The organism is Streptomyces sp. NPDC096040 (assembly GCF_040303265.1).
Taxonomy (GTDB): domain Bacteria; phylum Actinomycetota; class Actinomycetes; order Streptomycetales; family Streptomycetaceae; genus Streptomyces.
Genome location: NZ_JBEOTA010000016.1, coordinates 86248 through 108905, shown reverse-complemented (window position 1 = coordinate 108905; position 22658 = coordinate 86248). Strand labels below are relative to the sequence as shown.

The 22658-nt window shown below is 70.9% G+C and carries 25 protein-coding genes; 9 read left to right on the top strand and 16 right to left on the bottom strand.

Annotated features, from left to right (window positions below):
- Positions 1-187: 187 nt before the first annotated feature.
- Entirely contained in the window at positions 188-1228 is a 1041-nt protein-coding gene (locus tag ABTY98_RS23110) for an NUDIX hydrolase (RefSeq protein ID WP_352222831.1), read from the bottom strand.
- Positions 1229-1373: 145 nt separating this feature from the next.
- Positions 1374-1565, bottom strand: coding sequence for a hypothetical protein (locus tag ABTY98_RS23105; RefSeq protein ID WP_352222829.1), 192 nt, complete (start codon positions 1563-1565; stop codon positions 1374-1376).
- A gap of 348 nt (positions 1566-1913) precedes the next feature.
- Between ABTY98_RS23105 and ABTY98_RS23100 the strand changes: the two genes are divergently transcribed.
- On the top strand, positions 1914-2252 hold the full coding sequence (locus ABTY98_RS23100) for a hypothetical protein (RefSeq protein ID WP_352222828.1): 339 nt from the start codon (positions 1914-1916) through the stop codon (positions 2250-2252).
- Between the two features lie 68 nt (positions 2253-2320).
- Here the strand turns inward: ABTY98_RS23100 and ABTY98_RS23095 are convergent, their stop codons facing one another.
- Positions 2321-3277 carry an ROK family protein gene (locus ABTY98_RS23095; RefSeq protein WP_352222827.1) on the bottom strand — a complete coding sequence of 319 codons (957 nt, stop codon included), beginning with the start codon at positions 3275-3277 and terminating at the stop codon, positions 2321-2323.
- Positions 3278-3499: 222 nt separating this feature from the next.
- On the opposite strand from ABTY98_RS23095, the gene ABTY98_RS23090 reads away from it, so the two are divergent.
- Positions 3500-4549: a LacI family DNA-binding transcriptional regulator gene (locus ABTY98_RS23090; protein ID WP_352222932.1), complete on the top strand. Its 1050-nt coding sequence runs from the start codon at positions 3500-3502 to the stop codon at positions 4547-4549.
- A 7-nt stretch (positions 4550-4556) separates the two neighbouring features.
- Complete coding sequence (locus ABTY98_RS23085) at positions 4557-5354, top strand: hypothetical protein (RefSeq protein WP_352222826.1); 798 nt, start codon at positions 4557-4559, stop codon at positions 5352-5354.
- 226 nt (positions 5355-5580) lie between these two features.
- Here the strand turns inward: ABTY98_RS23085 and ABTY98_RS23080 are convergent, their stop codons facing one another.
- Complete coding sequence (locus tag ABTY98_RS23080; RefSeq protein WP_352222825.1) at positions 5581-6885, bottom strand: DUF6986 family protein; 1305 nt, start codon at positions 6883-6885, stop codon at positions 5581-5583.
- Between the two features lie 210 nt (positions 6886-7095).
- Between ABTY98_RS23080 and ABTY98_RS23075 the strand changes: the two genes are divergently transcribed.
- Positions 7096-8046 carry an endonuclease/exonuclease/phosphatase family protein gene (locus tag ABTY98_RS23075; protein ID WP_352222824.1) on the top strand — a complete coding sequence of 317 codons (951 nt, stop codon included), beginning with the start codon at positions 7096-7098 and terminating at the stop codon, positions 8044-8046.
- Positions 8047-8104: 58 nt separating this feature from the next.
- Here the strand turns inward: ABTY98_RS23075 and ABTY98_RS23070 are convergent, their stop codons facing one another.
- The 4 genes from ABTY98_RS23070 to ABTY98_RS23055 form a co-directional block, all read right to left on the bottom strand.
- The gene (locus ABTY98_RS23070) at positions 8105-9067 is read right to left on the bottom strand and encodes an electron transfer flavoprotein subunit alpha/FixB family protein (RefSeq protein ID WP_352222823.1); all 963 of its coding nucleotides are present in this window, start codon (positions 9065-9067) and stop codon (positions 8105-8107) included.
- Positions 9068-9119: 52 nt separating this feature from the next.
- Positions 9120-9908, bottom strand: coding sequence for an electron transfer flavoprotein subunit beta/FixA family protein (locus ABTY98_RS23065; protein ID WP_352222822.1), 789 nt, complete (start codon positions 9906-9908; stop codon positions 9120-9122).
- Between the two features lie 218 nt (positions 9909-10126).
- The gene (locus ABTY98_RS23060; protein WP_352222821.1) at positions 10127-10636 is read right to left on the bottom strand and encodes a flavin reductase family protein; all 510 of its coding nucleotides are present in this window, start codon (positions 10634-10636) and stop codon (positions 10127-10129) included.
- Between the two features lie 209 nt (positions 10637-10845).
- Complete coding sequence (locus ABTY98_RS23055; RefSeq protein ID WP_352222820.1) at positions 10846-11268, bottom strand: thioredoxin family protein; 423 nt, start codon at positions 11266-11268, stop codon at positions 10846-10848.
- Positions 11269-11373: 105 nt separating this feature from the next.
- On the opposite strand from ABTY98_RS23055, the gene ABTY98_RS23050 reads away from it, so the two are divergent.
- The gene (locus ABTY98_RS23050) at positions 11374-11790 is read left to right on the top strand and encodes a DUF4395 domain-containing protein (protein ID WP_352222819.1); all 417 of its coding nucleotides are present in this window, start codon (positions 11374-11376) and stop codon (positions 11788-11790) included.
- Between the two features lie 186 nt (positions 11791-11976).
- Positions 11977-12705 carry a lysophospholipid acyltransferase family protein gene (locus ABTY98_RS23045; protein WP_352222818.1) on the top strand — a complete coding sequence of 243 codons (729 nt, stop codon included), beginning with the start codon at positions 11977-11979 and terminating at the stop codon, positions 12703-12705.
- 3 nt (positions 12706-12708) lie between these two features.
- On the opposite strand, the gene ABTY98_RS23040 is transcribed toward ABTY98_RS23045, so the two are convergent.
- The 5 genes from ABTY98_RS23040 to ABTY98_RS23020 all read right to left on the bottom strand — a co-directional run bounded on the left by ABTY98_RS23040 (position 12709) and on the right by ABTY98_RS23020 (position 17361).
- Positions 12709-13410, bottom strand: coding sequence for a B3/B4 domain-containing protein (locus ABTY98_RS23040; protein WP_352222817.1), 702 nt, complete (start codon positions 13408-13410; stop codon positions 12709-12711).
- Between the two features lie 10 nt (positions 13411-13420).
- Positions 13421-14014 (bottom strand): transglutaminase domain-containing protein, encoded by a 594-nt coding sequence (locus ABTY98_RS23035; protein WP_352222816.1) that lies wholly within the window; start codon positions 14012-14014, stop codon positions 13421-13423.
- Positions 14015-14099: 85 nt separating this feature from the next.
- On the bottom strand, positions 14100-15170 hold the full coding sequence (locus tag ABTY98_RS23030; RefSeq protein ID WP_352222815.1) for a threonine aldolase family protein: 1071 nt from the start codon (positions 15168-15170) through the stop codon (positions 14100-14102).
- Positions 15167-15925 carry an SDR family NAD(P)-dependent oxidoreductase gene (locus tag ABTY98_RS23025; RefSeq protein WP_352222814.1) on the bottom strand — a complete coding sequence of 253 codons (759 nt, stop codon included), beginning with the start codon at positions 15923-15925 and terminating at the stop codon, positions 15167-15169. The genes ABTY98_RS23030 and ABTY98_RS23025 overlap by 4 nt, the downstream gene beginning before the upstream one ends.
- 38 nt (positions 15926-15963) lie before the next feature.
- Positions 15964-17361, bottom strand: a complete 1398-nt coding sequence (locus ABTY98_RS23020; protein WP_352222813.1) for a DUF6421 family protein — start codon at positions 17359-17361, stop codon at positions 15964-15966.
- 413 nt (positions 17362-17774) lie between these two features.
- On the opposite strand from ABTY98_RS23020, the gene ABTY98_RS23015 reads away from it, so the two are divergent.
- Complete coding sequence (locus ABTY98_RS23015; RefSeq protein WP_352222812.1) at positions 17775-18458, top strand: glycerophosphodiester phosphodiesterase; 684 nt, start codon at positions 17775-17777, stop codon at positions 18456-18458.
- 22 nt (positions 18459-18480) lie between these two features.
- Here the strand turns inward: ABTY98_RS23015 and ABTY98_RS23010 are convergent, their stop codons facing one another.
- The gene (locus ABTY98_RS23010; protein WP_352222811.1) at positions 18481-19020 is read right to left on the bottom strand and encodes a GNAT family N-acetyltransferase; all 540 of its coding nucleotides are present in this window, start codon (positions 19018-19020) and stop codon (positions 18481-18483) included.
- 125 nt (positions 19021-19145) lie between these two features.
- Between ABTY98_RS23010 and ABTY98_RS23005 the strand changes: the two genes are divergently transcribed.
- Together ABTY98_RS23005 and ABTY98_RS23000 are read left to right on the top strand one after the other, a co-directional pair.
- Positions 19146-19538, top strand: coding sequence for a VOC family protein (locus ABTY98_RS23005; protein ID WP_352222809.1), 393 nt, complete (start codon positions 19146-19148; stop codon positions 19536-19538).
- 77 nt (positions 19539-19615) lie between these two features.
- Entirely contained in the window at positions 19616-20380 is a 765-nt protein-coding gene (locus ABTY98_RS23000) for a VOC family protein (RefSeq protein ID WP_352222808.1), read from the top strand.
- Between the two features lie 36 nt (positions 20381-20416).
- Here the strand turns inward: ABTY98_RS23000 and ABTY98_RS22995 are convergent, their stop codons facing one another.
- Together ABTY98_RS22995 and ABTY98_RS22990 are read right to left on the bottom strand one after the other, a co-directional pair.
- Complete coding sequence (locus tag ABTY98_RS22995; RefSeq protein ID WP_352222807.1) at positions 20417-20965, bottom strand: MarR family winged helix-turn-helix transcriptional regulator; 549 nt, start codon at positions 20963-20965, stop codon at positions 20417-20419.
- Positions 20962-22617 (bottom strand): FUSC family protein, encoded by a 1656-nt coding sequence (locus ABTY98_RS22990; protein WP_352222806.1) that lies wholly within the window; start codon positions 22615-22617, stop codon positions 20962-20964. Before ABTY98_RS22990 ends, ABTY98_RS22995 begins: the two co-directional genes overlap by 4 nt.
- Positions 22618-22658: the final 41 nt, after the last annotated feature.

Sequence of the window (22658 nt, the reverse complement as noted above, 5' to 3'; positions counted from 1 at the left end):
GCACCGACGTTAGAACGCTTGTGTACCTTCTTCACGTTCTCGTTCATACCGGGACGGCTTCAATTCACCCTCGATTACCCCTTGGAACCTTCCACTCCACGCAAAGTCCCTACACAACCCCGGGAAATGCCAAGGTCCCCGCCAACCTCGCTCAGAATGCGGATACTTGACATGCAGTCAGGGACTGTCAACCGACCGGGACGCCGGCCTCCAGATAGAGCGCGGCACCGCGCTCGCGGGCCCGCAGCGCCCAGCGCAGCCGTTCGTAGCGCACCGGGGGCAGCATCTCGGCGGCCTCCTGTTCGGTGACGAACCGCCAGCCGCGCAGCTCGGGCCCCGGCAGCACCAGCCGTCCGGCCTCGGCGGAGTCCAGCCGGCCGCCGTCGAAGAGCAGCCGCAGACCTCCGTAGCGGGGCGGCACGGGCTGCTCCCAGTCGACGACCAGCAGCCGCGGGACCTTCTCCAGCCGTATGCCGGTCTCCTCCTCGACCTCACGCACGCCCGCCTGTGCGGGTGCCTCGCCGGGCTCGACGACACCGCCGGGGAACTCCCAGCCCGCCTTGTAGGTGGGGTCGACCAGCAGGACGCGGTCGTCCTCGTCGAAGAGCAGGACCCCGGCCGCGAGGGTCTCGGCGGTGGGCTCCGGCGTCTGCACGATGTCACAGGCGGGCGCGGCACCGGTACCGACGGCCTCGGCGATGTACACGGCCGTCTCGTACGGGGTGAGGGCGCTGGTGTCGACGAGATGGGCGTCGGCGCCGATCCAGGTGGCGAGGGCGGCACGGTAGGGCTCGATCTGGTCGTACGACCACTGCCGGACACGTATCTCGCCGTCGGGCAGGTCGGGCGGGAGCTCCCGGCCGGATATTCGCTCGCGCAGGATCGTTTCGGCCGGGGTGAGGCACAGATGCCGGACGGCGATCCGGCGGGCGGCGAGGCCGCCGAAGATCTCGTCGCGGTACTCCTGGCGCAGCAACGTCATGGGAACCACCAGGGTCCCGCCCAGCTCGGCGAGCATCCCTGCCGCCGTGTCGATCACCAGTCGTCGCCAGATCGGCAGATCCTGGAAGTCGCCGACCTCGGCGAGGCGCTTGGCCGGTAGCAGGTGTGTCAGTGCCCCGCCGATGACCTCGGGGTCGAAGAGCGTGCTGTTCGGGATCAGTTCGATCAGTTCACGTGCGGTGGTCGTCTTACCCGCACCGAACGCGCCGTTGACCCAGACGATCACGGACTCCCCCTCTTCTCTTGGCCCCCTGAGGCTTGCCCGCTCCACACTGCCACGGAAACCAGTTCCCGTTGAGGACGCGCAAAACGGAGTGCCGGTGCTCCCTCCGCGGAACACCGGCACCGTCGTTCGCTCCAGCCCGGCCGGACTACTCCTGGCCCAGGAAATCCCCGTCGGTCTCGAAGCTGTCGTTGCCCACGAGGTGTCCGACGTGCTCCAGGGCGTCCGCGACGGGCAGGTCGTCGAACGGACCGTCGGCGGCGGCGTGGGACGGGGTGATGGCGGCCACGACGAATCCGGTGGCCAGGCTGGCGATGGCGAGCATGCTGCGCTTCTTCATGCCCGTCTCAACTGTGCGGGCGGCCCGGGGTCACGGGCGAACCCACGAGGGGAGCAACACGGCACATCGGCACGGAAACCGGATGGCCGGAAGGATCACGGCGCGGCTAGGGCCCGTCCGGCGGATCAGGTCGCAGGAAATCAACGGCGCCTCATCAGCGCCGGCGAGCGGTGCCTGGTGCGTCCAGCTGCAGGGCGGAGGAGGGCGGCAACGCGGTGGGGGCACCCCCGGCCGAAGGCTGGGGACGCCGCAGGTGGGCGTGCCAGGCACCGCGTCTGCGGCATGATCCGCCGGACAGGCCCTGACGTCGGGGAGCCCCAACCCCGCCCGCACGGGAAGCCGTACGCCATGACCAGCCCGCGACCGACCACGACCCTCTGGCGCCCGACCGGGCCCGTGGAGATCGAACTGGTCCGGGAGCTGGAGAGGCGCGCCTGGCCGCCCCGGCTGCCCGAGCAGCCGATCTTCTACCCGGTGCTCGACGAGGACTACGCGATCAAGATCGCCAGGGACTGGAACGTCAAGCACGACGGCGCCGGCTTCGTGACCCGCTTCGAGGTCGACACCGAGTTCGTCCGCCGCTACCCCGTCCAGCAGGCGGGACGGCGTCACCTCCGACCACGGCGACTGGGCGGACGCGCGGATCACCTGCTGACGTACCACGACCCGCACGTCAGACACCCCTGACCGGCCCGGTCGGCCGGACCTGAACACCGGCCGACCGGGCCTGAACGTTCCTGCTGAGTCCGGCCGCCTCAGACGCCCGCCGCCGTCGCGTCCGTGCCCCTCTGGGCCAGCGCGGCCGCCGCGGCGCCCACCAGACCCGCGTCCGTGCCCATCTGGGCCGGCACGACCGTCAGACGCTGCACGAAGGAGAGCGTCGCGTAGTCGGTGAGGGCCTTGCGCAGCGGCGTGAAGAGGATGTCCCCCGCCTTGCCCACGCCACCGCCGATCACCGCGACGTCGATCTCGACAAGGGTCGCGGTGGCCGCGATCCCGGCCGCCAGCGCCTGTGCGGCCCGCTCGAAGGACGCTACCGCGACCGGGTCGCCGGTCCGGGCGGCGGCCGCGACCGCGACCGCCGAGGTGTCGCCGTCGGGACCCGGCTGCCAGCCGCCCTCGAGCGCGCGCCGGGCGATGTTGGGCCCGCTCGCGATGCGTTCCACGCAGCCGCGCGACCCGCACGGGCAGGGGTCCCCGTCGAGGTCGACGCTGATGTGGCCGATATGGCCCGCGTTGCCGGTCGGCCCCGGGTGCAGCTTGCCGCCGAGCACCAGGCCGCCGCCGACGCCCGTCGACACCACCATGCACAGCGCGTTGTCATGGCCGCGGGCCGCACCCTGCCAGTGTTCGGCTGCCGTGATGGCGACACCGTCGCCGATCAGCTCGACCGGCAGTCCACCGGCGGCCGCGCGCACCCGCTCGACGAGCGGGAAGTCCCGCCAGCCCGGCACGTTGACCGGACTCACGGTGCCGGCGGAGGCGTCCACGGGACCCGCGCTGCCGATCCCGAGCGAGCCGGCCCGCCCCCACAGGGGTGAACCGGCGAGTTCGCCGACCACCTCCTCGACGGCGCTCATGACCGTCTCGCCGTCCTGCTGGGCGGGCGTCGCGCGCTGGGACCGTGCCTGGATCCGTCCGTGACCGTCCACCAGTGCGCCGGCGATCTTTGTGCCGCCGATGTCGAGGGCCGCCACGAGGTCGGTGTGCATCAGAGTCAGATCTCCCCGTCAACCATGAGTAACCGAGTGAAAGGCAGCCGTCCAGCGGTGGGGGCGCGGGCCGGAGATTGCGGTGGACAGTCTCCCCCGCATCTGACAACGTTGTCCAGGCTCTATGCTCGACGCCACATCCTCATACAAACCCATGGACCTGTGCATCCCCCGTGGACAACGGGAATCACCACCGTGGACGACAGGACAGGACGCCGCATCGTGCCCGAGACCTCCCGCCGCGCAGACCGTCTCCCAGGCTCCCGTTACGGGACCCGGCCGACGATGAAGGACGTGGCTGCGCGCGCCGGTGTCGGCCTCAAGACGGTGTCCCGGGTGGTCAACGGCGAGCCCGGGGTGACCCCGGACACCGAGCGCCGGGTCCAGGAGGCGATCGACGCGCTCGGCTTCCGCCGCAACGACAGCGCGCGGGTGCTGCGCAAGGGCCGTACCGCGAGCATCGGTCTCGTCCTTGAGGACCTCGCCGACCCGTTCTACGGTCCGCTGAGCCGGGCGGTCGAGGAGGTGGCCCGGGCCCATGGGGCGCTGCTGATCAACGGGTCCAGTGCCGAGGACCCGGAACGGGAGCAGGAGTTGGCGCTCGCGCTGTGCGCACGGCGGGTGGACGGGCTGGTGGTGATTCCGGCCGGGGACGACCACCGTTATCTGGAGCCGGAGATCAGGGCGGGTGTGGCCACGGTGTTCGTGGACCGCCCGGCCGGGAGGATCGACGCCGACGTGGTGCTGTCCGACAGCTACGGCGGGGCCCGTGACGGCGTCGCCCATCTCATCGCGCACGGCCACCACCGGATCGGCTTCATCGGTGACATGCCCCGCATCCACACCGCGGCCGAGCGGCTGCGCGGCTACCGGGCCGCGATGGAGGACGCCGGGATATCCGTCGAGCCGGCGTGGACCTCCCTCGGTGTGACGGACCCGGAGCGGGTGCGCCGGGCCGCCGAGGAGATGCTGTCCGGGCCCGCCCCGGTCACCGCGATCTTCACGGGCAACAACCGGGTGACCGTCACCGTGATCCGGGTTCTCGCCGAGCGGACCCGTCCGGTCGCACTCGTCGGCTTCGACGACATCGAGCTGGCCGATCTGCTGCATCCAGGCCTCACCGTCGTCGCCCAGGACGCGGCCCTGCTCGGCCGTACGGCTGCCGAGCGGCTCTTCCGCCAACTGGACGGCACCCTTCTGGCACCGGAGCGGATCGAGCTGCCGACCCGGCTGGTCACCCGCGGCTCGGGCGAGCTGCCACCCTCGGAGTGAGCCGCGCATGACCGGCCGTACGCTCACGGAACTGGGCCTCGACCAGGCACCGCGCGACCACCCGCTGACCTATCCCGGCGTCTGGCCCGCCGATTCTGGACTCCTCGACGGCGACCTGCTGTTGCCGCTGGACCGGCTGGTGTACGACGACGGCCGGGTACCGGTGCTCGCGGTCGGCTCCAACGCCTCTCCCGCCCAACTCCAGCACAAGATGGCCGAGTCCGGGGTGACCGAGCCGATCCCCATGGTGCGCACCCGGGTGACCGGCCTCGACGTGGGCGTCTCCGCGCACGTCAGCCGCCTCGGCTATGTCTCGGCGTCCCCGGTCCAATCCCCCACGGCTGTAAGGCAGTTGTTCGTCCTCTGGCTGGACGGACGGCAGCTGGAGGTGATCGACGCGAGCGAGGGCGTACCGCTGCCGGGCGGCAACTTCGGCCGGGCCTGGCTGCCCGCCCCGGACGTACGCGTCGGCCTCGCGGACGGCACGACGCTGCCCGGCGTCCACGCCTACGTCAACCGGCACGGCGTCCTGCACGACGGCACCGGCACGCCCCGCCGCCACCCCGGTGAGCGCACCCTCCTCACCGAACTTCTGGGTGAAGCAACCGAGTTGAGGGAGCTGTTCGGTGTGACACCCGAGGAGTTCTGCGCGCGTGCGCGGGCCGACGCCGAACTGTGCCGTCGGGGCACCCGGCTGTTCGCGGAGCGGAAGTGGGCGGTCGCGTCGGGCCTGGAGCGGTACGTCCGCACTCAGCAGACGGGAAGTCCGGGAACCGGGGAGTCGTTGTCGCCGCCCTTGATGTAGACGTCGCTGACGTAGAGACCGGGACTAGGCCCATGCCGCCGCGCCCGAGGCGGGCCGTCACCCGGTACCGCCCTGCCAGCAGCCGACCGGTCCCGTCAGCCTGTCCGTACTCCCCCGAACCCGAAGACACCGCCGCCCCGTTCCTCAGACAGGTCCGTGAACCGCGTCCAGCGTACGGGGCGGCGCCGACAGCTCAAGTCGCCCGGGGGCGGCTGTGACAGGGCCGCTACTTGCCGGAGGCCGTCAGATCGCCGCGCCGGGGCGCCGCGAAGCCCTCCAGATCGGCCCGGGTCAGACCGGTCAGCCGGGCCACCTCGGCGATGTCGAGGGCGCCGCAGTCCAGGCCGCGCAGCAGATAGCCGCTGAGGGCCTTGGCGGTGGCGGGCTCGTCCATGACGTCACCGCCGGTGCGGTTGGCGTACCGGGCGAGCCGGGCGGCGGCCTGCTCGAAGCCCTCGCGGTAGAAGGCGAACACGGCCGCGTACCGGGTGGGGATGTGACCGGGGTGCATGTCCCAGCCCTGGTAGTAGGCGCGGGCCAGGGCACGCCGGGTGAGCCCGTAGTGCAGCCGCCAGGCGTCGTGCACCTTCGCCGTGGGCCCGACCGGCAGCACATTGGTGGAACCGTCCGACACGCGTACGCCCGTACCGGCGGCAGCGACCTGCATGACCGCCTTGGCATGGTCGGCGGCCGGGTGGTCGCTTGCCTGGTAGGCGGCGGAGACGCCGAGGCAGGCACTGTAGTCGAAGGTGCCGTAGTGCAGTCCGGTGGCGCGGCCCTCGGCGGCCTGGATCATCCGGGCGACGGTGGCCGTGCCGTCGGTCGCGAGGATGGACTGGCTGGTCTCGATCTGGATCTCGAACCCGATCCGGCCCGGCTCCAGGCCGTGCGCCTTCTCGAAGGCCTCCAGGAGCCGGACCATCGCGGTGACCTGCTCGGGGTAGGTCACCTTCGGCAGGGTCAGCACCAGGCCCGCGGGCAGGCCGCCGGCCGCCATCAGCCCGGTGAGGAAGATGTCGAGGGTGCGGATGCCCCGGTCGCGCACCGCGGCCTCCATGCACTTCATCCGGATGCCCATGTACGGCGCCGCCGTACCGCCGGCATACGCCTCGGCGATCAGCCGCGCCGCGCGGGCCGCCGTCTCGTCCTCCTCGGCGTCGGGGCGGGAGCCGTAGCCGTCCTCGAAGTCGACGCGCAGGTCTTCGATCGGCTCGCGCTCCAGCTTGGCGCGGACCCGGGAGTAGACCGGCTCGGCGAGTTCGTCGGACAGGCCGAGCACGGCGGCGAAGGAGGCGGCGTCGGGGGCGTGTTCGTCAAGAGCGGTGAGGGCCCGGACGCCCCAGGAGCGGACGGTGTCCGCGGCGAAGGCGTCGCCGGGGACGTACACGGTGTGGACGGGCTGGCGGGTGCCGGGGTCGCCCGGATAGCGGCGCTCCAGTTCCGCGTCGACCGGCGCGAGGGAGGCGCTGATCTCCTCGCTGACGGCGCCCGCGAGACTCGTCGCCACCTTCTGCTGCTGGCCCTGACCCATCCCACACCCTCCTGTTTTCCACTGTACGGAATCAACAATCCGTTGAATGAAGTTATCCGGGCGCCTTCGGGATGGTCAACACCATGTCCACGGGGCGACACGCCCCCATCTGGGCATGTTCACGCTTGACTCACACCTGGGTAGCACACTCTCTGCGCAGGACTCGCCTTACGCACGCCTCGTCCGGCCCTCGCCACCGAAGGAGCCCCCGTGCCGAACCAGCGCCGAGTCACCCGCCGTCTGGGCCTGAAGGTCCTGTTGGCCGCGGCGGTCACCGTGCCCCTCTCCAGCGCCGCGATCTCCGCCTCGTCCGCCTCCTCCGTGCCGTCCGCGACCCTGCGGGCCGGCCGGGTAACCCCATCGGCCCCGCCACGGCGCGCACCACGGCTCGACGTCATGACCTTCAACCTGCGGTACGCGAGCACCGCCGAACCCAACAGCTGGGCCGATCGCCGACCCGTGATGCGCGAGCTGCTGCACCGCGCGCACCCCCAGGTCATCGGCACCCAGGAAGGCCTCTACCAGCAGCTGCGCGACATCGACGCCGACCTCGGACCGCACTACGACTGGATCGGCACCGGCCGCGAGGGCGGCAGCCGGGACGAGTCCACGGCGATCTACTACGACATCCGGCGCCTGGCCCCTGTGGAGCACTACACCTTCTGGCTCTCCGACACCCCGGAGGTCATCCGCTCCAACACCTGGAACGCCGCCTTCCCCCGCATCGTCACCTGGGTCCGCTTCCGCGATCTCGCCGACGGCGGCAGGGAGTTCTACGTCGCCAACACCCACTTCGACCAGCGGAGCCAGTACGCCCGCGAGCGCAGCGCGACCCTGCTCACCCAGCGGATCGCGGAGTTCGACCCCGCGCTGCCGGTCGTGGTGACCGGCGACTTCAACGCCGCCGCGCACAAGAACCCGGCCTACGACACCCTCGTGGGCTCCGGGCTCCTGGACACCTGGGAGGCGGCGGAGCGGCGCAGCACCCTGTACGGCACCTTCCACGGCTACCACAGGCTCCAGCGGGACGGCGACCGTATCGACTGGATCCTGACCTCGCCGGGTGTGACCACGCACCAGGCGACGATCAACACCTTCTCGATGCACGGTCAGTTCCCCAGCGACCACCTGCCGGTGCAGGCCTCACTGAGCCTGCGCTGACACCACGAGGCCCCCGTGACCGGGTCGGTCACGGGGGCCTCGGACAGTCGTGCGGCGATCAGCCCTTGCGGGTGTTGATCTCCTCGGTGAGCTGGGGGACGACGTCGAAGAGGTCGCCGACCACACCGAAGTCGACCAGCTCGAAGATCGGGGCTTCGGCGTCCTTGTTGACCGCGACGATCGTCTTGGAGGTCTGCATACCCGCGCGGTGCTGGATCGCGCCGGAGATTCCGTTGGCGATGTACAGCTGCGGGGAGACGGACTTGCCGGTCTGGCCGACCTGGTTGGTGTGCGGGTACCAACCGGCGTCGACCGCGGCACGCGAGGCGCCCACGGCGGCGCCGAGGGAGTCGGCGAGCGCCTCGATGATCGCGAAGTTCTCGGCGCCGTTGACGCCACGGCCGCCGGAGACCACGATCGCGGCCTCGGTCAGCTCCGGACGCCCGGTCGACTCACGCGGGGTCCGGCCGGTGACCTTCGTACCCGTCGCCTTGTCGGAGAAGGTGACGTTCAGGGCCTCGACGCTGCCGGCGGCCGGGGCGGCCTCGACGGCGGCGCTGTTGGGCTTGACCGTGATGACCGGGGTGCCCTTGGCGACACGGGACTTGGTGGTGAAGGACGCGGCGAACACCGACTGGGTGGCCACCGGGCCCTCGTCGCCGGCCTCCAGGTCGACGGCGTCGGTGATGATGCCGGAGCCGATGCGCAGCGCCAGACGGGCGGCGATCTCCTTGCCCTCGGCGGAGGAGGGGACCAGCACGGCGGCCGGGGACACCTGCTCGAAGGCGGCCTGCAGCGCATCCACCTTGGGAACGACCAGGTAGTCGGCGTACTCGGACGCGTCGTGGGTGAGGACCTTCACCGCGCCGTGCTCGGCGAGGGTGGCGGCGGTGTCGGCGGCGCCGTTGCCCAGCGCGACGGCGACGGGCTCACCGATCCGGCGGGCCAGGGTCAGCAGCTCGAGGGTGGGCTTGCGGACGGCACCGTCCACGTGGTCGACGTAGACGAGGACTTCAGCCATGGGAATGCTCTCCTACTTGCGAAAGTTGAGGGGCGGTCAGCGACTGCTGGGCTCAGATGAACTTCTGGCCCGCCAGGAACTCAGCGAGCTGCTTGCCGCCCTCGCCCTCGTCCTTGACGATCGTGCCGGCCGTGCGGGCCGGGCGCTCGGTGGCGGCCTCGACCTTGGTCCAGGCGCCCTCCAGGCCGACCTCCTCGGCCTCGATGTCGAGGTCGGACAGGTCCCAGGACTGAACCGGCTTCTTCTTCGCGGCCATGATGCCCTTGAAGGACGGGTAGCGGGCCTCACCCGACTGGTCGGTCACCGAGACGACCGCCGGCAGGGAGGCCTCCAGCTGCTCGGACGCGGCATCGCCGTCACGACGCCCCTTCACCACCCCGTCCTCGACGGAAACCTCGGAGAGCAGGGTGACCTGCGGAACGCCCAGCCGCTCGGCCAGCAGCGCCGGGACCACACCGGCGGTGCCGTCGGTGGAGGCCATACCGGAGACCACCAGGTCGAAGCCGGCCTTCTCGATCGCCTTGGCCAGCACCAGGGAGGTACCGATGGCGTCGGTGCCGTGCAGGTCGTCGTCCTCGACGTGGATCGCCTTGTCCGCACCCATCGACAGCGCCTTGCGCAGCGCGTCCTTGGCGTCCTCCGGACCGACGGTGAGGACGGTGACCTCGACGTCGTCGTCGGAGTTCTCGGAGATCTGCAGCGCCTGCTCGACCGCGTACTCGTCCAGCTCGGAGAGCAGACCGTCCACGTCGTCACGGTCGACGGTCAGGTCATCGGCGAAGTGCCGGTCGCCAGTGGCGTCGGGCACGTACTTGACAGTGACAACGATCCTCAGACTCACGCCGGCTCTCCTACTGCATCGTCTTTTCTGGGCTGCCTCTTGAAGGCAGCATAGGCGCCCCAAGCGGCTCATCCCGGTCGGGGCGGCCGCGCGCTCCGAACGAAATATTACTCGCCAGTACACCCAGTTCGTTCCCGCTAAGCAAGCGCTTTGAACTGTGACCTTCGCAACGCAGCGTAATCGGAACTCGACGCCTTCGCAGAACGAGGGGCGTGTGATCAGTCGCGCAGTCCGTTGAAACCGCCCTGGTGGTACAGGAGCGGCCGGCCGGCGCGGGAGGGATCTCCCACGACCACCTCGGCGAGCACGATGCGATGGTCGCCGGCCGGCACCCGTGCGACGACCCGGCACACCAGCCAGACCAGCACGTCGTCGAGGACCGGGACCCCCGCGTGGCCCTCGCGCCAACCGGTGGGCGCCCCGAACCGGTCGGCGCCGCTGCGGGCGAAGGTGGCGGCGAGCTCGGCCTGGTGCTCGCCGAGGATGTGGACGCCGATGTGCTCGGCGGTGGATATCGCGGGCCAGCTGGAGGCGCCCGTGCCGACGCCGAAGGAGAGCATCGGGGGCTCGGCGGAGACGGAGGTGAGGGAGGTGGCGGTGAAGCCGACCGGGCCGCCGGCACCGCGGGCAGTGATCACCGCGACTCCGGCGGCGTGCCGCCGGAAGGCGGAGCGGAGCAGGTCGGGAGAGGCGAGCTGAGGGGTACCGAGGTCGGGCGTGGCCGTCATGGAGTTGTCCTTCTGGGGGGAGGCGGCGTTCAGGTCCTGGGCCGTTCAGCGACCCGGACAGCGCGCGCTCGCGGTGCGGGCCAGGTCGACGTGGACCCGCCCGAAGAGAAGGAGTTCATGAGACATACGGTCAGGCTGACGATAGGTGGTACATCCAGTCAAGTACGTTCCGGGATATGGGAGCTGCCTCACCGTCATCGGCACGTCCGTCAGACCGCCTCTCCCAGCGCCGCGATGATGTCCGCCTTCCTGGGCTGTCCGGTGGCCCGGCGCACCACCCGGCCGTCCGCGTCGAGCACCAGCACGGTGGGCGTCCTGAGGATCTGCAGTTCGCGTACCAGGTCAAGGTGGGCCTCGGCGTCGATCTCGACGTGGGTGACCCCGGGGACCATGGCGGCGACCTCGCCCAGCACCCGCCGGGTGGCCCGGCAGGGGGCGCAGAAGGCGCTGGAGAACTGCACCAGCGTTGCCCGCCCGCCGAGTTCGCCGCCCAGTTCACCGAGGTCAGCCGCTCCGAGCCGCTTGCCGTCGTCCCGCCCGCGCACTCGTACCCTCCCGCTCCGCCGCTTGTGCAGCACTCCGTAGACGCTCGCCGCCGCGAGCACCGCCAGGCACATCACCAGTCCGGTCATCACCGCACCAGCATTCACGACGCTGCTCGCCACTGGGACCAGCGTTCACGAGACTGCAAAGATTCCCGGCTCCCGTATCGGCCTTCGGGGCGGAATCCTTGGTTCATGGACATCGACGCACGTGGGCCGCGTTTTGCGGCGGCGGTCACGACGGTCGTGCTGGCCGCCGCGCTGATCACCCGTAGCCCCTGGATCCTCGCCTGGCAGACCCTGGCGTTCGCGCTCGGCGCGGCCGGGGGCGTGAGCCGTTCGCCGTACGGCTGGGCGTTCCGGACGGTCGTACGACCGCGGCTCGCTGCCCCTGCGGAGTTCGAACCACCGGAACCCCCGCGGTTCGCCCAGGCGGTGGGACTGGTGTTCGCGGGACTCGGTCTGGTCGGTTTCGCGCTGGGTCCCGGCTGGCTGGGTCTCGCGGCGACCGGGATCGCGCTCGCCGCGGCCTTCCTGAACGCGGCGTTCGGGTACTGCCTTGGGTGCGAGATGTTCCTGCTCGTCCGCCGATTCGCGGTACGCGCGGAGTAAAGGAAGGTTAAAAATCCGAGGTGGATCATAGGCCGACGTGACGAGGATCTCGCCACTCCGGGGCACCAGGGCTGGCTCCCCGTCCGTTCTTCGGGCACGATCTGCGATACGCCGTAAACCTACGGCTGCGTAACTTCCCGCCGGGAGCCCCTTTCCCAGGCAGAGCAGAAAGGGTCCGCCCCGCCCATGGCAGAGTTGGTCTACCGTCCCGTCATCGGTTTCGCCAGGACGCTGTTCAAGGTCTGGGATCTCAAGATCGACTGCCAGGGGTCGGAGAACATCCCGCGCTCGGGCGGCGCCGTGCTGGTGAGCAATCACATCAGCTATCTGGACTTCGTCTTCGACGGTCTGGCGGCTCTCCCGCAGAAGCGCCTGGTGCGCTTCATGGCGAAGGAGTCGGTCTTCCGGCACCGGATCTCCGGTCCGCTGATGCGCGGGATGAAGCACATCCCGGTGGACCGCGAGCAGGGCGAGGCGGCCTACCAGCACGCGCTGAGCTCGCTCAAGTCCGGTGAGATCGTGGGGGTCTTCCCGGAGGCCACCATCTCCCAGTCCTTCACGCTGAAGAGCTTCAAGTCGGGCGCGGCGCGCCTGGCCCAGGAGGCCGGCGTCCCGCTGATCCCGATGGCCCTGTGGGGCACGCAGCGGCTGTGGACCAAGGGCCAGCCGCGCAACTTCAAGCGCAGCCACATCCCCGTCACCATCCGGGTGGGCGAGCCGGTCGATGCCCCGCGGGACCAGTACGCGGGCGCCATCACCCGCCGCCTGCGCGACTGCGTCCAGGACCTGCTGGACGCGGCCCAGCGCGCCTACCCCGCCCGCCCGAAGGACACGACCGACACCTGGTGGCTCCCGACCCATCTCGGCGGTACGGCGCCCACGCAGGAGCAGTTGAAGGCGGCCGAGGCGATCTGAGCCTCAGCCCGCCGACTCGGGTGCCCGCATCTCGATACGCGCCCCGGGGCTGAACTTCTCCAGCAGTTCGGCGAGTTCGGTCCCCGCCGACTCGACCTCGGCCACCGGCATCGGGGCGAGGCTCTCCAGGAGGAACACGGCCGAGGTCGTCCGCTCGGTCAGCCGGGTGCGGGGACCCTGGCGCCAGTTCCAGCGTCGGCAGGTGACGCCCGCTTCGTCGCACCACACGACCTCGCCGGCGTCCGGGTGCTCGACGGCCTCCTCGCCGCCCGCGACCGTCACGAAGTCCTCCTCGCCCGTGGCGCGCACGAGACGCATCCCGCCCTGGATGAGGTCGAGGTCCTCGCCGCCGACGGGGATCAGATGGGCGACGCTGACGGCGTTGTAGAGGTCCACGAGCAGGTTGATGCGGGGCAGCCCGCCGTCCGCGAGGGCCCGCTTGGCCAGCGCCTCGGCGGAGTTCCGGGTGCGGGACGGCTTGGAGCCGAACGCCGTGTAGGCCGCGCGCCAGGCCAGCATGTGCGGGTCCTCGTGCGGAGCGCGCCCGTCGAGGCGTACGGCGAGACGCCGTGCCGCGTCGTCGAGGAGGACCGAACTCGCCTCGGTGCTGGGCCCGTTGACCAGTCCATGGGCCTCGATCGCGAGGTGCGTGAAGCCGGGCGCGAGGGCGCGCACCTCGTCGGACACGGTGAGCGTGAGAGTCATCTGCCTTGCCTCAGAGTGCGGTGGGGAGCGTCTTCCACAGGTACGGGCAGTCGGGTGCCGCTTTCAGCACGCCGAGCACGACCGCATGAGGTTCAGCGTACAGGACCGGATAGTCCATCTCATTGGACTCCGGGTCGGGGACCCAGGCCAGCCGCTCACCGTCGAGGGAGAACCGGGCGTCGACGCCGGGCTTGTTGCCTCGCGGGTCCTGCCGATGCCAGGCCCCGTTGAAGCGGACGGCGACCAGTCCGTGCACGACGTGACCGGCTCCGTCGTCGTCCGCCAGTCGCTGGTAGCAAAGGGCCGTGGGGATGTCCTCGGCGCGCAGCAGGGCGGCGAGGGCATGGGCCTTGGCGTAGCAGATGCCGGTGCGCTGCTCCAGCACGTCCGAGGCCCGCCAGGTGACACGGGGATCGCCGACATCGGCGGAGTGCGGGATGGCGTCCCGTACGAATTCATACGCGGCCCGCGCATAGGCATACGAGTCCTCGACTCCCGCCGCCAGCCGGGCGACCATCTCCCGGACCACCGGATGGTGGTGGTCGATGGCCTCATCAGCGGACAAGTACGCGGACAGATCGGCGGTGTTCTGGATCAGCTCCATGGCCGCAGAGCATAGAAATGCGACCACCCGAGCGTCAATGACTTTTCAGTTGGCCGCATATCTATGCACAGCTGTTGTCTGCTGCTCAGCGCGCCATCTCCTCCTTGAGGGCCGCCACGAACGCGTCCACGTCCTCCTCGGTGGTGTCGAAGGCGCACATCCAGCGCACGTCTCCGGCGGCCTCGTCCCAGAAGTAGAACCGGAAGCGCTTCTGCAGGCGCAGGCTCACGTCGTGCGGGAGCCGCGCGAAGACGCCGTTGGCCTGCACCGGGTGGAGGATCTCGACGCCGTGCACCGCACGGACGCCCTCGGCGAGCCGCTGGGCCATCTCGTTGGCGTGCCGGGCGTTGCGCAGCCACAGGTCCTTGGCGAGCAGGGCCTCCAGCTGCACCGACACGAACCGCATCTTGGAGGCGAGCTGCATGGACAGCTTGCGCAGGTGCTTCATATGGCTGACGGCGTCCTGGTTGATCACCACGACCGCCTCGCCGAACACGGCACCGTTCTTGGTGCCGCCCAAGGAGAGGATGTCGACGCCGACGGCGTTGGTGAACGTGCGCATCGGGACGTTCAGGGAGGCCGCCGCGTTGGCTATCCGGGAGCCGTCCAGGTGCACCTTCATGCCGTGCTCATGGGCGTGTTCGCAGATCGCGCGGATCTCGTCGGGTGTGTAGAGGGTGCCCAGCTCGGTGCTCTGGGTGATCGAGACGACCTGCGGCATCGCACGGTGCTCGTCCTCCCAGCCGTACGCCTGCCGGTCGATGAGTTCCGGGGTGAGCTTGCCGTCGGGCGTGGGCACGGTGAGCAGCTTGAGCCCGCCCATGCGCTCGGGGGCGCCGCCCTCGTCGACGTTGATGTGCGCGCTCTCGGCGCAGATCACCGCACCCCAGCGGTCGGTGACCGCTTGGAGGGCGACGACGTTGGCGCCGGTGCCGTTGAAGACCGGGAAGGCCTCCGCGGTCGCGCCGAAGTGGCTGCGGACGATCCGCTGGAGGTTCTCGGTGTACTCGTCCTCGCCGTACGCCACCTGGTGGCCGCCGTTGGCGAGGGCCAGGGCGGCCAGTACCTCGGGGTGGGCTCCGGCGTAGTTGTCACTTGCGAAACCGCGGACCTCCGGGTCGTGGTGGCGACGCGCGTCGGTCTTCGGAGGGTTCACGGCTTCTCGGTCAGCCACAGACGGTTTCCGTTCACTTCGGCGGCGGACTTGCTCCAGACGCCCTCGACGGCCTCGGCCAGGTCCTTGACGTCCGTGAAGCCCGCGAACTTCGCGTTGGGTCGCTCGGCACGCATCGCGTCGTGCACCAACGCCTTCACCACCACGATCGTAGCCGCGGAGGTGGGACCCTCGGCGCCCTGGGAGATCCCGGCCTTGCGGAAGTAGTCGGCCATGGCAAGCGTCCATGCCTCGGCGGCGGCCTTGGCCGCGGCGTACGCGGCGTTGCCGGCGGTCGGCTTGGAAGCACCGGCGGCACTGATCAGAACGTACCGACCGCGGTCGCTGCGCTGCAGCGCCTCGTGGAAGGCGAGGGAGGTGTGCTGCACGGTCTTGACCAGCAGCAGCTCCAGGAAGTCCCAGTCGTCCAGGCTGGTCTTGGCGAAGGTCTCGCTGCCGCGCCAGCCGCCGACCAGGTGGACGAGACCGTCGACGCGACCGAAGTCCTTCTCGATGTGGGTGGCCCAGTCCCGGGTGGACTGCACGTCGAGCAGATCCACCGTGTCACCGATGACCGACGCGCCACCGGACGCGTAGCGAGCCGCGTCCACCGCCTCCGACAGCCGCTGCGGATCGTTGTCCGCCCCGACGACGGTCGCGCCGGCCTCGGCCAGTCGCAACAGCGTGGCCCGCCCGGCGGGTCCGCCCGCCCCGGCCACCGCGATCACCGCACCACTGAGAGACCCGTTGTGCGCCATGTGCTTCCCCTCTTGAGCAGTGTTCCGGAGACTGTCGCTCACGCGGCGACCGGCTCGGCGCTGTCCGCCGTGATCCCCTTGGTTGCGGCGATCACGTTCTTCAGTTTCTTGGACAGGGCCTCATAGAACATGCTCAGCGGAAACTCGTCCGGAAGCACGTCGTCCACGAGTTTGCGCGGCGGCAGGGTCAGGTCGAGGGCGTCCGGACCCTTGGCCCACTTGGAGCCGGGGTGCGGGGCGAGGTAGGTGGCGACCAGTTCGTAGCCGGCGAACCAGTGGACGAGCTTCGGGCGGTCGATGCCGTCACGGTAGAGCTTCTCGATCTCGGCGCACAGCTGGTTGGTGACCTGCGGGGCGCGCTCCCAGTCGATGGAGAGCTTGTTGTCGGTCCAGCGGACCACGTCGTGCTTGTGCAGGTAGGCGAAGAGCAGCTGGCCGCCGAGCCCGTCGTAGTTGCGGACGCGGTCGCCGGTGACCGGGAAGCGGAACATGCGGTCGAAGAGGACCGCGTACTGCACGTCACGGGCCTGCGGGACACCGTCGGCCGCCAGCTTCACGGCCTCCTTGAAGGCGGTGAGGTCACAGCGCAGCTCCTCCAGGCCGTACATCCAGAACGGCTGGCGCTGTTTGATCATGAACGGGTCGAACGGCAGGTCGCCGTGGCTGTGGGTGCGGTCGTGGACCATGTCCCACAGCACGAAGGCCTCCTCGCAGCGCTTCTGGTCGTGGACCATCGCCGCGATGTCCTCGGGAAGTTCGAGGCCGAGGAGGTCCACGGCCGCGTCGGTGACCCGGCGGAAGCGGGCGGCCTCGCGGTCACAGAAGATACCGCCCCAGGAGAATCGTTCCGGCGCCTGGCGTACGGCGATGGTCTCGGGGAAGAGGACGGCGGAGTTCGTGTCGTAGCCGGCCGTGAAGTCCTCGAACGTGATGCCGCAGAACAGCGGGTTGTCGTAGCGGGTGCGCTCCAGCTCGGCCAGCCAGTCGGGCCAGACCATGCGCAGCACGACCGCCTCCAGGTTGCGGTCCGGGTTGCCGTTCTGGGTGTACATCGGGAAGACGACCAGATGCTGGAGTCCGTCCGCGCGGCTCGCGGCGGGCTGGAAGGCCAGCAGCGAGTCGAGGAAGTCGGGCACCTGGAAGCCGCCGACGGCCCAGCGCCGCAGGTCGGTCACCAGGGCGCGGTGGTAGTCGGCGTCGTGCGGGAGCAGCGGGGCCAGCTCCTCGACGGCGGCGATCACCGCGTCGACGGCCCGCTCGGCGTCGGCACGTGCCGGGGCGCCCTCGGCATCGAAGTCGATCGACCCGTCCTTGGACTGCCATGGCCGGATTCGCTCCACGCCATCCTTGAGCACGGGCCATGCCGGGTGCTCCACCACCCTGGTCACGGAAGGAACCTGTTCCTCCGAACCCACCTGCACAAGAATTTCCGTCATGACCCATCCTTCACGGGAGAACCTCGCGTTAGGACACCGTATGCATACGGGCTTTCTCCCAGCAAGGGGGACCTCAGGAAATTATCCTGCGACCCCCTTCCTTCACCGCGTTTTTTCCCGTCTGAAACCGTGAGGGCGCTCACATTCACTGCGACCGGTGATGAAGTGTCAGCTCCGGGGCGGCGCATGGATCCGGCCGGTCAATACGCGGCGGGACGCGCCCACCCCCGGGTGACCGCCGACGGGGGCACGAGCCAGACACCGCGCGCCCGGCGCGCCGATCCTCGGTGTACGTACGGGTTCATCGCGACGGACGGCCATTAGGCTGCGCCCAGCCGCGTGGACAGCGACGTCCCGTCGTACGGTCCGCGCGCGTGCAGCCACCGCCGCCGTCGACGGAAGCGAGTTGAATCTTGAACTTCCTTACCATCGGTCACCGCGGAGTCATGGGCGTCGAGCCCGAGAACACCCTCCGTTCCTTCGTCGCCGCCCAGCAGGCCGGCCTCGACCTGATCGAACTCGATCTGCACCTCAGCAAGGACGGCGCCCTGGTCGTCATGCACGACGCGGAGGTGGACCGCACGACCGACGGCACCGGCCCGATCGCCGAGAAGACCCTGGAGGAGTTGCGCACCCTGGACGCGGGCCGCGGTGAGCGGGTGCCGGTGTTCGAGGAGGTCCTGGACGCGGTACGGACGCCGCTGCAGGCCGAGATCAAGGACGTGGCGGCGGCCCGCACGCTGGCCGGGCTGATGCAGCGGCGGGACCTGGTGTCCCGGGTGGAGGTGTCCTCGTTCCATGACGAGGCCGTCGCCGAGATCGGCCGGCTGGTGCCGGGGGTGCGCACCGCGCTGATCGCCAGCCGCTATGGCACAGACGTGGTGGAGCGGGCCCGGGAGGCGGGGGCGGCGACCCTCTGCCTCAACATCCGGCGGCTGACCCTGGAGGTCGTCGAGCACGCCCGCAAGGCGGACCTCAGGGTGATCGGGTGGGTGGTGAACACCCAGGACCACCTGCGGCTGGTGCGCGCCCTCCAGCTGGACGGCGCGACGACCGACTACCCGGAGATCAAGCGCACCGCCCGCTTCACCGCATGAGCCGTCAGCCCGGCGGTGTGTGTCACACCAGCGGCTTGACCAGCAGCTCGAACCGCAGGTCGGCGCGTTGCGGGATACCGAAGCGCTCGTCGCCGTACGGGAACGGGGTCATCTTTCCCGTACGGCGGTAGCCGCGTCGCTCGTACCAGGCGATCAGGTCGTCGCGCACGGAGATCACCGTCATGTGCATCTCCGTGGCGCCCCAGTCCTGCCGGGCCCGGCGCTCCGCCTCGGCGATGACGACCTTGCCGAGCCCGGCACCCTGGAGGTCGGGGCTGACCGCGAACATGCCGAAGTAGGCGTAGGTACCGCGGTGTTCCAGCTGGCAGCAGGCGACGACCCGGCCGTCCCGCTCGACGGTGAGCAGCTTCCCGTCCGGCGCCTTGATGACGTCGAGGACGCCCTCTGGGTCGGTCCGCTGTCCCTCCAGGATGTCCGCCTCGGTGGTCCAGCCGACCCGGCTGGCATCGCCCCGGTACGCCGCCTCGATCAGCGCGACCAGTACGTCCACGTCGGCGTCGGTGGCGTCGCGGAAGGTCAGTCCGGCTGCGGCGTTCTCCATGGGCGGGTTCTCCGATCTCGGGCAGGCTGAGCCGGGCACGACCCTATCGCCGCCGGTCGGACGCCGGTCGACCGGTGGTCCGGGGTGCGGGTTGCCGGCTCCGGGTGGCACTACGCTCCGGTCGCATGGTGCACGTACTGAGCAGTCGTACCCTTGTCCACCCCACCGACCCCGAGCGCTCCCGCGCCTTCTACGGCGAGCAGCTCGGCCTCCCCGTCCACCGCGAGTTCGGTACGGGCCCCGAGCGCGGCACGGTCTACTTCCTGGGCGGCGGTTTCCTGGAGGTCTCCGGGCGCACGGACGCTCCCGCTTCCCCCGCCGTGCAGCTGTGGCTGCAGGTCGCGGACGCCGGCGCGGCGCACGAGGAGCTGGTGGCGAAGGGCGTCGAGATCGTGCGTCCGCCGGTGAAGGAGCCGTGGGGTCTGGTCGAGATGTGGATCGCGGATCCGGACGGCATCAGGATCGTGCTGGTGGAGGTGCCGGCCGACCATCCGATGCGGTACCGGCCGGGGATCTGAGGACGCGGAAGCTCCGATGGCCGCTGTCAGTGGCGGGGTCTAGCGTTCGGAGGAGAGATCCCCCTGGAGGAGTGGCCATGGAGTTCGACAAGCCGGTGACGGGCGGGCCCTGCTGGACGGAGCTGGGGACCGACGACCTGGAGGGCGCCAAGCGGTTCTACGCGGAGTTGTTCGGCTGGCGTCCGGAGACGGATCCCCGGCAGGAGGCCGGCGGCTACACCGTGGCGCATCTCGGGGACGCGGCGGTCGCGGCCATCACCCCGCGGTACCAGGAGTCCCAACCGGTCGCGTGGAACGTGTCGTTCGCGGTGACGGACGCCGACGCGACCGCGCGGCTGGTGGAGGAGGCCGGCGGCACGGTGGTGGTCGGCCCGATGGACGTCTTCGACGTGGGCCGCTTCTCGGTCGCCCTCGACCCCACCGGCGCCGCCTTCCAGCTGTGGGAGGCGGGGGCCTTCCCGGGCGCCGGGCTGCTCAACGCACCGGGTGCGCTGGGCTGGGTGGAGCTGGCGACCCGGGACACCGCCCGGGCCAGGGGCTTCTACACCACGGTCTTCGGCTGGAGTGCCGAGGCCTCCGAGTGGTACACGGAGTTCGCCGTCGGCGGGCAGGAGTTCGGGGGGATGGCCGACATGGGCGACCGGTTCCCGCCCGAGGTGCCGCCGCACTGGCTGCCGTACTTCGCGGTCGAGGACGTGGACGCGACGGCCGAGGCGGCGGTCGCGGCGGGCGGTGCCGTGCGGACGGAGCCGATGACGGTGCCGGACGGCCCGCGTATCGCCGTACTGGCCGATCCGCGGGGCGCGGTGTTCGGCGTCTTCCGGGCGGACGAGAAGGGCTGAGCCGGGGATCACCGTACCGTCCACGGCCTCCCGCGGTCAGGCCCGCAGTGCGCCCATTCTGCCCTCCAGCCGCCCCAGCAACTCGGCGAGGAGACCGGCGAGTTCGCCCTGTCCGTCGGGAGCGAGGACGGACAGTACCGCCGTCTCGTAGGCGAGTTGCTCGGGCAGGATGCCGTCGACCAGGTCGCGGCCCGCGTCGGTGAGGCGGAGGTGGGCGACCCGCCGGTCCCGGGCGTCGCCGCGCCGCTCGACCAGGCCCCGCTCGGTCAGCTGCTTGAGGCGTTTGGTGACGGCGGCGCCGGAGGAGAAGGTCTCCTTGGCGAGCTCGCTCGGGGTCAGTTCGTGGCCGGTGCGGCGCAGCGCGCCGAGCAGGTCGAACTCGGGGCGGCTGAGGCCCGCCCGGCGCAGCGGGGCGTCCTCGGCCTGCTGGAGCAGGGCGGCGCAGCGGTTGATCCGGCCGATGACCTCCATGGGCCCGGTGTCCAGTTCGGGATGGACGGCCTGCCACTGCCGCACGACGGCGGCGACCGTGTCGTCTCTGCCCGCGTCGCCGTCGGCCGCCGGTCGTCCGTTGGTCGCCGTCATGGCCGTACGTCCTCCGTGGTCCTCGTGCCGTCCCAGGAGTGCGGTCCCTGGCGTCGCACCGTCGCGGCGAGCGTACGGTGTCCGGACTGCTCGGCGAGCACGACCCGTTCCTGGGGCAGTGCGCGCTGCCACCACTCGCCGGACGCGGCGTCGGCCGTGGCGCGCAGTTCGGCGAGGGCGGCGGACAGGGTGCGTCGGGCCGTCTCCAGGGCACGCGGAGCCGGGTGCGGCTCGGCCAGCAGCCGGGCGGCCTCCTCCCTGGCCCGCTCCACGGCGGCCAGGGCGTTTTCGATGCGGTCGCCGGCCCGGCGGTTGGTGACCACGACGGCGGCGACGAAGCCGACGAGTGCGCCGACCAGGGTGTCCAGGACCCGTTCGGTGATCAGCCGGCCGGAGTCCTGGGTGCGGGCGAACTCGGTGATGAGCAGGGCCATCGGGGTGACACATACGCTGCCGAGCCAGTAGTTGCGGCCGATCAGCGCCTCTGCGCCGAAGTTGAAGAGGAGGCAGCCCAGCACCAGGACAGCCGGGTGCAGATGGGCGAGCGGCACTACGGCGGCGAAGACCAGGACGCCGAGAAGGTTGCCGACGACGCGCTGGACGCCCCGGCTCCAGGTGAGGGTGACGTTGGCCTGGTAGAGGGAGGCGGCGGTGACCAGCGCCCAGTAGGGGCGGCCGACGCCGAGGGCCAGTGAGGCGTATCCGGCGAGGGCGCAGCCGAGCGCGGTGCGGGCGGCCAGCGGGGCGAGCGGGCCGAGCCGGCGCCACAGCGGGCGGTGCGGTGCGGCGCGTTCGGCGTCGACGCCGAGGAGTTCGTCGTCGGCCCCGGCCACCCGTGGGACGCGTCCGGTGCCGCGCAGCTCCCGCGCCCAGCCGCGCAGCCGCTCGGGGTCGGCGTCGGCGGGGGCGGCAAGGGCGACCTCGGCGCGGACGACGAGGTGTTCGAGGGCGCGGCGGGTGCGGTCGGTGCGGGCGCCGGTGGCGAGTAGGGACTGCCAGGCGGCCTGTACGGCGGCGGCCGCGGCGGACCGGGCTCGGGCCTGGCCCTCCCCGGCGCCCCGGATGTCGGCGTAGGCGGCGGTGGCGTTCAGGGCCTGGGCGGTGGCCCGGCGCTCCGGGCCGTACGGGCGCAGCAGCCCGGGTGCCATGCCGACCAGCCAGGCCCAGGCACCCGCGAGCAGGGCCAGTCCGACATGGCCGGGGACCTGACCGAGGGTCTGCGGGGCGAACAGGGAGGCGGAGCTGATGAAGGTGAGGACCACGTTCCCGGGCGGCCCGACCCGGGTGGCATCGCACAGCACCTTCTGCGCGGCGGCCATCAGGGCGCCGACGGTGACCAGGGCGACCGCGTTCGTGGTGAGCGAGGCGGCGAGCAGGGCGACGGCCAGACCGCCGGTCATGCCGAGCACGACCCGGGCCAGGGTGCGGGCGCGGGCGGGGTAGGGACGGTTGTGGCCGTAGAGGGCGCACAGCGATCCGGCCATCGTGTACATCGCCAGGTCGAGGCGGCCGAGGGCCAGCAGAGTCAGGTTGGGCGGGGCGACCGCGGCGACCGCGCTGAGGGCGGGCTTGAACCAAATGTCGGAGGGCCGGCCGAGGCGCAACGCACCGGCGAGGGGCAGACGGCGGGTGGTCGGGGGCGCGGTGCTCATAGTCATCAATTTAGCATGTGTTTTACTCGTAAAGCAATTGG

Coding starts and splice junctions, on each gene's coding strand:
- ABTY98_RS22990 (WP_352222806.1), bottom strand. CDS start 22,617: ATGAGCACCGCGCCCCCGACCACCCGCCGTCTGCCCCTCGCCGGTGCG.
- ABTY98_RS23010 (WP_352222811.1), bottom strand. CDS start 19,020: ATGGAGAACGCCGCAGCCGGACTGACCTTCCGCGACGCCACCGACGCC.
- ABTY98_RS23055 (WP_352222820.1), bottom strand. CDS start 11,268: ATGACCGGACTGGTGATGTGCCTGGCGGTGCTCGCGGCGGCGAGCGTC.
- ABTY98_RS23050 (WP_352222819.1), top strand. CDS start 11,374: ATGGACATCGACGCACGTGGGCCGCGTTTTGCGGCGGCGGTCACGACG.
- ABTY98_RS23070 (WP_352222823.1), bottom strand. CDS start 9,067: ATGGCTGAAGTCCTCGTCTACGTCGACCACGTGGACGGTGCCGTCCGC.
- ABTY98_RS23020 (WP_352222813.1), bottom strand. CDS start 17,361: ATGACGGAAATTCTTGTGCAGGTGGGTTCGGAGGAACAGGTTCCTTCC.
- ABTY98_RS23000 (WP_352222808.1), top strand. CDS start 19,616: ATGGAGTTCGACAAGCCGGTGACGGGCGGGCCCTGCTGGACGGAGCTG.
- ABTY98_RS23060 (WP_352222821.1), bottom strand. CDS start 10,636: ATGACGGCCACGCCCGACCTCGGTACCCCTCAGCTCGCCTCTCCCGAC.
- ABTY98_RS22995 (WP_352222807.1), bottom strand. CDS start 20,965: ATGACGGCGACCAACGGACGACCGGCGGCCGACGGCGACGCGGGCAGA.
- ABTY98_RS23005 (WP_352222809.1), top strand. CDS start 19,146: ATGGTGCACGTACTGAGCAGTCGTACCCTTGTCCACCCCACCGACCCC.
- ABTY98_RS23035 (WP_352222816.1), bottom strand. CDS start 14,014: ATGGAGCTGATCCAGAACACCGCCGATCTGTCCGCGTACTTGTCCGCT.
- ABTY98_RS23085 (WP_352222826.1), top strand. CDS start 4,557: ATGACCGGCCGTACGCTCACGGAACTGGGCCTCGACCAGGCACCGCGC.
- ABTY98_RS23095 (WP_352222827.1), bottom strand. CDS start 3,277: ATGCACACCGACCTCGTGGCGGCCCTCGACATCGGCGGCACAAAGATC.
- ABTY98_RS23100 (WP_352222828.1), top strand. CDS start 1,914: ATGACCAGCCCGCGACCGACCACGACCCTCTGGCGCCCGACCGGGCCC.
- ABTY98_RS23040 (WP_352222817.1), bottom strand. CDS start 13,410: ATGACTCTCACGCTCACCGTGTCCGACGAGGTGCGCGCCCTCGCGCCC.
- ABTY98_RS23045 (WP_352222818.1), top strand. CDS start 11,977: ATGGCAGAGTTGGTCTACCGTCCCGTCATCGGTTTCGCCAGGACGCTG.
- ABTY98_RS23080 (WP_352222825.1), bottom strand. CDS start 6,885: ATGGGTCAGGGCCAGCAGCAGAAGGTGGCGACGAGTCTCGCGGGCGCC.
- ABTY98_RS23105 (WP_352222829.1), bottom strand. CDS start 1,565: ATGAAGAAGCGCAGCATGCTCGCCATCGCCAGCCTGGCCACCGGATTC.
- ABTY98_RS23025 (WP_352222814.1), bottom strand. CDS start 15,925: ATGGCGCACAACGGGTCTCTCAGTGGTGCGGTGATCGCGGTGGCCGGG.